Annotated in this window: 7 protein-coding genes and 1 pseudogene; 5 read left to right on the top strand and 3 right to left on the bottom strand. The window is 77.8% G+C overall.

From position 1 onward, the window contains the following. From ABEB16_RS14160 to ABEB16_RS14170, 3 genes are all read left to right on the top strand, one after another. A partial coding sequence (locus ABEB16_RS14160) for an FtsX-like permease family protein (protein WP_345712884.1) occupies window positions 1-833 on the top strand: 833 nt, incomplete at its 5' end. A gap of 12 nt (window positions 834-845) precedes the next feature. Continuing rightward, window positions 846-2,108, top strand: a complete 1,263-nt coding sequence (locus ABEB16_RS14165; protein ID WP_345712885.1) for a sensor histidine kinase — start codon at window positions 846-848, stop codon at window positions 2,106-2,108. After that, the gene (locus ABEB16_RS14170; protein WP_345712890.1) at window positions 2,105-2,749 is read left to right on the top strand and encodes a LuxR C-terminal-related transcriptional regulator; all 645 of its coding nucleotides are present in this window, start codon (window positions 2,105-2,107) and stop codon (window positions 2,747-2,749) included. The genes ABEB16_RS14165 and ABEB16_RS14170 overlap by 4 nt, the downstream gene beginning before the upstream one ends. 3 nt (window positions 2,750-2,752) lie before the next feature. Here the strand turns inward: ABEB16_RS14170 and ABEB16_RS14175 are convergent, their stop codons facing one another. The 3 genes from ABEB16_RS14175 to ABEB16_RS14185 form a co-directional block, all read right to left on the bottom strand. Continuing rightward, window positions 2,753-3,709, bottom strand: a complete 957-nt coding sequence (locus tag ABEB16_RS14175; RefSeq protein WP_345712886.1) for a GGDEF domain-containing protein — start codon at window positions 3,707-3,709, stop codon at window positions 2,753-2,755. A 98-nt stretch (window positions 3,710-3,807) separates the two neighbouring features. Next, the gene (locus ABEB16_RS14180) at window positions 3,808-5,004 is read right to left on the bottom strand and encodes an MFS transporter (protein ID WP_345712887.1); all 1,197 of its coding nucleotides are present in this window, start codon (window positions 5,002-5,004) and stop codon (window positions 3,808-3,810) included. A gap of 99 nt (window positions 5,005-5,103) precedes the next feature. After that, complete coding sequence (locus tag ABEB16_RS14185; RefSeq protein ID WP_345712888.1) at window positions 5,104-6,741, bottom strand: ABC-F family ATP-binding cassette domain-containing protein; 1,638 nt, start codon at window positions 6,739-6,741, stop codon at window positions 5,104-5,106. Window positions 6,742-7,105: 364 nt separating this feature from the next. Here ABEB16_RS14185 and ABEB16_RS14190 point away from each other — a divergent pair, with 364 nt between their 5' ends. Continuing rightward, window positions 7,106-7,876 (top strand): ABC transporter ATP-binding protein, encoded by a 771-nt coding sequence (locus tag ABEB16_RS14190; RefSeq protein ID WP_345712889.1) that lies wholly within the window; start codon window positions 7,106-7,108, stop codon window positions 7,874-7,876. Then, window positions 7,861-8,713, top strand: a pseudogene (locus tag ABEB16_RS14195) (hypothetical protein); the annotation flags it as partial. The gene ABEB16_RS14190 and the pseudogene ABEB16_RS14195, both read left to right, overlap by 16 nt.

Below are 8,713 nucleotides of genomic sequence, written 5' to 3' on the forward strand. Positions count from 1 at the left end.
TGCGCCGGTGGCGGGTGGCGCTGGGGGTGCTGCTGGTCGTGCAGGCGCTCGCCGCGGGCGTCGTCACCGTCACGGTCACCGCCGACTCCGCCGACCCCTACGCCGCGATGTCGACCTCCGGCTCGGCGTCCATCGTGGCGGGGGTGGGGCTGGCGCTGCTGGCACCGCTGCTGCTGCGGGCCGGTGCGGCCGTCGCCGGGCGGCTGCCGGTGCGGGGTGCGGCGTGGGAGCTGGCCCTGCACACCGCCTCGCGCCGGGCGCACCTGCTGGGCGGGGTGCTGGCGCCGGTGGTCGTGCTGACGGCCGCCTCGATCGGCACCCTCGTCCTGGTCGGCATCGACGGGCGCACCCTGCCCGAGGGCGCGGCGCTGCCCGAGGCCGGCACCATCACGATGCTGAACAACGTCGTCGTGGGGATGCTGTCGCTGTTCGCGGCGGTCGTCGTGGTCAACACCGCCGTCGCGGTGACGGCCGCGCGCCGGGCGGAGCTGCACCGGTTGCGGCTGCTGGGCGCCACCCGCGCGCAGGTGCTGGGTGCGGTGCTGGCGGAGGCGGGGGTCGTGGCGGCCGTGGGGGTGGTGGCCGGTGCGCTGGCCGCGCTGACCACCACGGTGCCGTTCGGGATCGCCCGCGAGGAGGGGTTCGTGCCCGACGGGCAGCTGTGGCTGCCGCCGCTGCTGGCCTGCGGCGTCGTCGCCCTCACCCTCGGCGCCACGTTCGTCGCGGTGCGGCGGGTCGTGCCGGCGACGGGCACCGCGACGGCGGCCCGGGTCCCGGCGGCCCGCGCGTCGGCCGGTCCCGCGGGGGTGGCGACAGCCACCCCCGCGCGGTGACAGGCTGCTCCCGTGGTCGACGTCCTCGCGCCGATCGGGTCGCCGGGCCTGAAGCCGGTCGACGGCCCCGCCGCCGTCGACCGGCTGCGGCTGACCGCCGTGGCCCTCGGCTCGGCGCTCGCCGCGGCCCCGGCGCTGGCCCTGGGGATCCTCACCGTGCTGAGCATCCCGCTGGCCCTGGTGACGGCCGGGTTCGTCCTGGCCCTGGGGGTGGTGCCCGCCACCGAGGCCCTCACCCGCCTGCACCGGCGCGTCAGCGGGGACCTGCTCGGGCAGCGGCTGGTGCCCGCCTACGCCGACACCACCGGCACGACCGTCGTGACCCGGCCGGTGCGCTGGCTGCGGGACCCGGCGCGCTGGCGGGACTTCGCGCTTTGCTGGTTCTCCGCCACCGGCGGTCTCGCGATGTCCCTGGTGCCGCCGGTGCTGCTGGCGGCGCCGGTGACCCACCTCGTCGGGGCGCTCGTGGACGGCGGGGTGTGGTGGTGGTCCCTCGTCCTGCTCGGCGGGCCGCTGCTGCTGGTGTGGTGGGTGGTGACGCCGCCGCTGGTGCGGGCCCGCGCCCTGGCCGAGCGCGGCATCCTCGGCGGCGAGGTCGCGGCGCTGCACCGGCGGGTGGAGGAGGTGACGTCCTCGCGGGCGCAGGTGCTGGACTCCTCCGCCGCGGAGGTCCGCCGCATCGAGCGCGACCTGCACGACGGGGCGCAGGCCCGCATCGCCGCGGTCGGCATGCACGTGGGCCTGGCGGAGAAGCTGGTGGCCACCGACCCCGACGCCGCCGTCGCGCTGCTGCGGGAGGCGCGGGAGACGACGGTGGCGGCGCTGGAGGACCTGCGCTCGGTGGTGCGGGGCATCCACCCGCCGGTGCTCGCCGACCGCGGGCTGGCCGGGGCGGTGGAGGCGCTGGCCCTCACCCTGCCGCTGCCGGTGACGCTGTCCCTGGACCTGCCGGGGCGTGGCGGCCTGCCGGGTGGCGCGGCGGGCGGGCTGCCGGCGCCGGTGGAGTCGGCGGTGTACTTCGCGGTCGCGGAGTGCCTGGCGAACACCGCCAAGCACGCCGGGGCGACGCGGGCGTGGGTGTCCGGCTCCTCCCGGCAGGGCCCGCTGCGGGTGGTGGTGGGCGACGACGGCTGCGGGGGCGCCGACCCGGCCGGTTCGGGGCTGGCGGGCATCGCCCGGCGGCTGGCGGCCTTCGACGGCACCCTCGCCGTGGACAGCCCCGCCGGGGGGCCGACCGTCGTGACCGTGGAGGTGCCGTGGCGCCCGGGACGCTGAGGGCGGTCCTCGCCGAGGACCAGGCGCTGCTGCGCGTCGGCCTCACCCGCATCCTGCAGGCGGGTGGGGTCGAGGTCGTCGAGGCGGTGGCCGACGCGCCGTCGCTGGGGCGGGCGCTGCGCCGGGAGGACGTCGACGTCGCCGTCGTGGACGTCCGGCTGCCGCCGGGGTTCGCCACCGAGGGGCTGGTGGCGGCGGTCGGGGCGCGCCGCGCCCGCAGCGGCTTCCCGGTGCTGGTGCTCAGCCAGTGGGTGGAGCCCCTCTACGCCCGCGAGCTGCTGGCCGGCGGGGAGGGGGCGGTGGGGTACCTGCTCAAGGACCGGGTCGCGGACGTGGACGGGTTCGTGGCCGCGGTCCGGCAGGTCGCCGCCGGCGGGACGGTGCTGGACCCGGAGGTGGTGGCCGGGCTGGTCAGCGGTGCCAGCGCCACCCGGCCCGTGGAGCGGCTCACCGCCCGGGAGCGGGACGTGCTGACGCTGATGGCGGAGGGCCGCTCCAACGCCGCGATCGCCGCGCGGTTGTTCGTCAGCGAGAAGGCCGTCGGCAAGCACACCACGAGCATCTTCACCAAGCTGGACCTGCCGCCGCTGCCGGACGACAACCGCCGGGTGCTGGCGGTGCTGGCCTGGCTGCAGGCGTGAGGGCTACGCCCGCGCGCGGCCCTTGCGCTCGTAGAGCGCCGCGTCCGCCCGGCGCAGCACGTCGTCGGCGGGCACCGGCAGCGCGGTCGCCACGTGCCCGACGGTGATCCCCACCCGCACCCGCTGCCCCCCGGTCAGCCGCAGCGGCTGGGCGACGGTCCGCCGGACGCGCTCCAGCAGGGCGCTGGCGTGCTGCTCCCCGACGTCCTCGCAGAGCAGGCAGAACTCGTCGCCGCCGTAGCGCGCCACGAGGTCCTGCGGCCGCACCGCGTGGCGCAGCCGTTCCGCGACCACCTGCAGCACCTCGTCGCCGGCGTGGTGGCCGAGGGTGTCGTTGACCTCCTTGAACCCGTCGAGGTCGCCGAGGGCCAGCAGCAGGGTGCGCGAGCCCCGCGGCAGGCGCGCCAGCGCCCGGTCCAGGTGCTCGCGCAGCGCGCGCCGGTTGGGCAGGCCGGTGAGGTCGTCGTGCGCCGCCTGGTGCTGCAGCGCGCGCTCGGCGCGGCGCAGCTCCGTGACGTCGCGGTACTGGCAGACGACGCGGTCGGCGTCCACGGCGGTGAGGAAGGAGCTGAACACCCGGCCGCGCAGCACCTCCTCGGGGCTGTCGTCGGACAGGGCGAACTCGGTGTCGGCGCTGCCACCGGACTCCAGCAGGCGGCGCATCAGGGACAGCAGGGCCGGGTCGACGGTGGGGTAGGACTCCCGCAGGGTGGCGCCGCGCAGCGGCCGCCCGGCGTTGCGCTCGGCCGTCTCGTTCGCCCACTCGCAGCGGAAGTCGACGACCTCGCCGGTCCGGTCGCGCACCGCGCGGCGGACGACGAGCGCGTCGTCGGGGTGCCGGGCCAGCCCCAGGCCGAGCGCCGCCCACGGCGGGCAGCCGTCGCCGCACCCGCGGCCGCACCCGCAGCTCGATCCGCCCGCCTCGGGGTCACCGGGGTGACCCACCAGCCTGAGGTCCACGCCGTCCCGTCCCGACCCTCCGGGCCCACCCCGTCCGTTCGGCAGGGTGGCCGTCGTCCTCCGCGCGCCCGTTCTCGACGGCGGGGCGGGGTGGGACGTTACCGGGTGGTCACCCGCCCCGCCCGCGGGAGCTGAACCGGTTCCAGAGGGGCCCGGCCGGTGCGCTCGGCCCGCAGCGACACCCCCAGCACCCCGAGCCCGGCCAGGGTGAGGACGGCGGCGACGACCATGGGGGAGCGGTAGCCGAGCCCGAGGTCCAGGACGAGGCCGCCGAGGTAGGCGCCCAGGGCGTTGCCGGTGTTGAACGCCGCCTGCTGCGCGGCGGCCACCATGCCGGCGCCGCCGCCGGCGGCGACGATCGCGCGGGTCTGGATGGACGTCGTCATCGCGAAACCGGCGAACCCGAAGCCGAAGACGGCCGCGGCGGTCGCGGCCCGCGAGCCGCCGGCGAGGGCGAACAGCGCGAACACCGCGGCCTGGGCCAGCAGGCCGAGGACCAGGGTGCGGGGCACCGACCAGTCCGCCAGCCGCCCGCCGGCGAGGTTGCCGGCCGTGGCGCCCAGCCCGAACAGCACGAGCAGCCAGGACACCGACGCCGGTGCGTAGCCGGCCAGCCCGGTGGCGATGGGGGCGACGTAGCTCAGGACCGTGAACAGGCCGCTGAACCCGACGACCGTCAGCCCGAGGGTCAGCCACACCTGGGCGCTGCGGAAGGCCGCCAGCTCGGTGCGCAGCGTGCCGCCGGAGGCGTCCACGTCCGGCACCAGCAGGGCCAGGGCCGCGATGGTGAGCAGCCCGATGCCCGCCACCACCGCGTACGTCGTGCGCCAGCCCACCTGCTGGCCGAGGGCGGTGCCGAGGGGGACGCCGACGACGTTGGCGACGGTGAGGCCGGTGAAGCCCAGCGCCATCGCCAGGCCCTCGCGCCCGGGCGGGGCGAGGCGGCGGGCGACGACGGCGCTGGCGCCGAAGAACGCGCCGTGGGCCAGGGCGCTGACGGCGCGGGCGGCGACGAGCAGGCCGAACGTGGGGGCCAGCGCGGTCGCGACGTGCCCGGCGGTGAACAGCACCATCAGGGCCAGCAGCAGGTGCTTTCGGCGGAACCGGTGCCCGAGGGCGGTCAGCGTCGGGGCGCCGACGACGACGCCGAGGGCGTAGGCGGTGACGAGCCAGCCCGCGGTGGGGATGGACACGCCGAAGGTGGCCGCCATCTCGGGCAGCAGGCCCATGGCGACGAACTCGGTGGTGCCGATGGCGAAGGCGCCGACGGCCAGGGCGAGGAGGGCGATGGGCACGGGGTTCTCCGGGAACGCGACGGGCGGGGTGCGGGACCGCGCCGTCGCGGTGCGCCTCCAGGGTCGCACCCAGGTGGGTGCCCGGTCGAACCGGTGGGCTCAGCCCTCCCGCACGCGGCCGTCCGCCACGTGCCAGCGGCGGGTGGTCGCCACCGCCTCCAGCATCCGCCGGTCGTGGGTCACCAGCAGCAGCGTGCCCGGGTAGGACGCCAGCGCCTGCTCCAGCTGCTCGATGGCGGGCAGGTCCAGGTGGTTGGTGGGCTCGTCGAGCACCAGGAGGTTGACGCCGCGGCCCTGCAGCAGCGCCAGCGCCGCCCGGGTGCGCTCGCCCGGCGACAGCTGCGCCGCGGGCCGCAGCACGTGGGCGGCGCCCAGGCCGAACTTCGCCAGCAGGGTGCGCACCTCGGCCGTCGCCGCGTCCGGCACCGCCGCGGCGAACGCCTCCAGCAGCGGCTCCGGCCCCCCGAAGAGGGCGCGCGCCTGGTCCACCTCCCCGACGACGACCCCCGGCCCGAGGGAGGCCGCACCGGAGTCCGGGGCCAGCCGGCCCAGCAGCAGCGCCAGCAGCGTCGACTTGCCCGCACCGTTCGGCCCGGTCACCGCCACCCGGTCGGCCCAGTCCAGCTGCAGGTCCACCGGCCCGAACGCGAAACCCCCGCGCCGCACCGCCGCCTGCCGCAGCGTCGCCACCACCGCCCCGGCGCGGGGGGCGGCGGCGATGCTCATCCGCAGCTCCCACTCCTTGCGGGGCTCCTCGACGACCTCCAGCCGCTCGATGCGCCGCTCGGTCTGCCGCGCCTTGGCGGCCTGCTTCTCGGTGGACTCGGCGCGGAACTTCCGGCCGATCTTGTCGTTGTCGGTGGCCTTGCGCCGGGCGTTCTTCACGCCCTTCTCCATCCACGCCCGCTGCGAGCGGGCCCGCGCCTCCAGCCCCGCCCTGGTGTCGGCGTACTCCTCGTACTCCTCGCGCGCGTGGCGGCGCTGCACCTCCCGCTCCTCCAGGTAGGCGTCGTAGCCGCCGCCGACGACCCGCACGAGCTGCTGCGCCAGGTCCAGCTCCACGACCCGGTCGACGGTGCGGGCGAGGAACTCCCGGTCGTGGCTGACGAGCACGGTGCCCGCGCGCAGCTGCTGCACGAAGCGCTCCAGCCGCGCCAGGCCGTCGAGGTCGAGGTCGTTGGTGGGCTCGTCGAGCAGGAACACGTCGAAGCGGGACAGCAGCAGCGCGGCGAGCCCGGCGCGGGCGGCCTGCCCCCCGGACAGCGTCGTCATGGGCTGGGCGAGGGAGACGTCCAGGCGCAGGTCGGCGGCCACCTCGGCGCTGCGCTCGTCCAGGTCCGCGCCGCCGAGGTCCAGCCAGCGCTCCAGCGCCCCGGCGTAGGCGTCGTCCGCCCCCGGTGCGCCCGCGGCGAGCCGCCCGGCGGCCTCGTCCATCGCGGCCTGCGCGGCGCCCACCCCGGTGCGGCGGGCGAGGAAGGCGGCCACGGACTCCCCGGGCCGGCGTTCGGGTTCCTGCGGCAGGTGCCCCACGGTCGCCGTCGGCGGGCTGAGGGACACCGACCCGGCCTGCGGGGCGTCCAGGCCCGCCAGCAGCCGCAGCAGGGTGGACTTGCCCGCCCCGTTGGCCCCGACGAGGCCCACGACGTCGCCGGGGGCCACGACGAGGTCGAGGCCCGAGAACAGGGTGCGCTCCCCGTGTCCGGCGGCGAGGTCCTTGGCGACGAGGGTGGCGCTCACCGGACCATCGTCGCAGGGGGCGGGGCCGGGTCAGGCCACCCGCACGTCCCCGCCGGCGCGCACCCGCCGCTCAGGCCCCCTCGTCGCCGGGTTCCTCCGGCTCGAAGGTGTTCGGCTCCTCCGAGGCGCCCACGCCCACCCCCGTCTCCGGGTTGGGGATGCCCTGCTCCTCGTCCTGTCGTCCGCCCACGGCTCCTCCTCGCGTCGTCGGCCCCACCTCGTCGTCGGCTCCCAGCCTGCGCCCCTCCCGCGGCTCCCACCACCCGGCCGCCGCGCCTCCCGCGACCCTTCCCGCCCCGCGGCGGGCTGGACATACTGGGCGGTGGTGATCGGTAAGCGCCGGTCCGGACCCGCGGAGGTGCCCGTGACGGTGCAGGACCCACCCGCGGCGCTGCGGCTGACCGGCCTGTCCAAGGCCTACGGCGCCACCCCCGTCGTCGACCGCGTCGATCTCGTCGTGCCGCCCGGCTCCTTCTTCGGCCTCGTCGGCCCCAACGGCGCGGGGAAGACGACGACGCTGTCGATGGCCGTGGGCCTGCTGCGCCCCGACGCGGGCCGCGCGGAGGTCTTCGGGGTGGACGTCTGGGCCGACCCGGCCCGGGCCAAGGCGCTGCTCGGCGTCCTGCCCGACGGGCTGGCGATGCCCGAGCGGCTCACCGGCCGGGAGCTGCTCACCTACCTCGGGCTGCTGCGCGGCATGCCCCCGCAGGACGTGGCCCGCCGCGCCGGCGAGCTGCTGGAGCTGCTGGAGCTGGACCGGGCGGAGGGCACCCCGGTGCTGGGGTACTCGACGGGGATGCGCAAGAAGATCGGGCTGGCGACGGCGCTGCTGCACGCGCCGCGGCTGCTCGTGCTCGACGAGCCGCTGGAGGCCGTCGACCCGGTCTCGGCGGCGACCGTCAAGGGCATCCTGCAGCGCTTCGTCGCCGCCGGTGGCTCCGTCGTGCTCTCCAGCCACGTCATGCCCGTCGTGGAGCAGCTGTGCGACACGGTGGCGGTCGTCGCCGCGGGGCGGGTGCTGGCCGCCGGGCCGCTGGCGCAGGTGTGCGCCGGGCGCAGCCTGGAGGAGCGCTTCGTGGCCCTCGTCGGCGGTCGCGGCATCGGTGAGGGGGAGCTGGCGTGGCTGTCGTCCTGACCACCGCCACCCCGACCGCCGCCCCGACCGCCGCCCGGACCGCCGCCGTCCTGGTCCGGCTGAAGCTGGCGGTGCTGCGGCACGCCGCCGGTGGCCCGCAGGGCGCGGGGGTGCTCACCGGGGCCCTGCTGGGGCTGGTGCCGGCCGTCGGGACCGTCGTGCTCGCCGCGCGCGGCTGGCCGGTGCCCGGGCTGTCGCCCGACCTCGTGGCGGCGGCGTCCGCGCTGTGGGCGGTGGGCTGGCTGCTGGGGCCGCTGCTCTTCGGCGGCGAGGAGGTGCTGCGCCCGGAGCACCTGGCGCTGCTGCCCCTGCCGCCCCGCCGGCTGGCCCCCGGTCTGCTCGCCGCCTCCTTCGTCGGGGTCGCGCCGGCGGTCACCCTCGTCGCCTCCGCGGCGCTGCTCGCGGCGGCCGCCGGCCTGGGCGCGGCGGCGGTGCTGGTGGCCGTGCCCGCGGTGCTGCTGCAGGTCGTGGTCGTCGTGCTCGCCTCCCGCCTCGCCACCGCCGCGCTCGGGCAGCTGGCGCGCTCGCACGCCGGTGCGCTGCTGGCGGCGGTCGTCAGCGGCGGCCTGCTCGCCCTCACCCACTCCGGGTGGGTGCTCGTGCCGGGCCTGCGGACGGCGCTGCGGGTGGGCTTCCCCCCGGACCTGGCGCGGTGGCTGCGCGTCCTGCCCTCCGGCTGGGGCGTCGTCGCCGTCGAGGCGGCCGCCCGCGGCGACGGTCTGCTCGCCGCCGCTGCGCTGCTCGGCCTGGTGGCGCTGGGTGCGCTGGCGGTGCTCGGCTGGGTCGCGCTGCTGGGCCGGCGGCTGGTCCGCCCCGGCCGCCGGGGGCGGCGGGTGC

Origin of the sequence: Kineococcus glutinatus, from assembly GCF_039542765.1 — a bacterium.
Lineage (GTDB): Bacteria > Actinomycetota > Actinomycetes > Actinomycetales > Kineococcaceae > Kineococcus_A > Kineococcus_A glutinatus.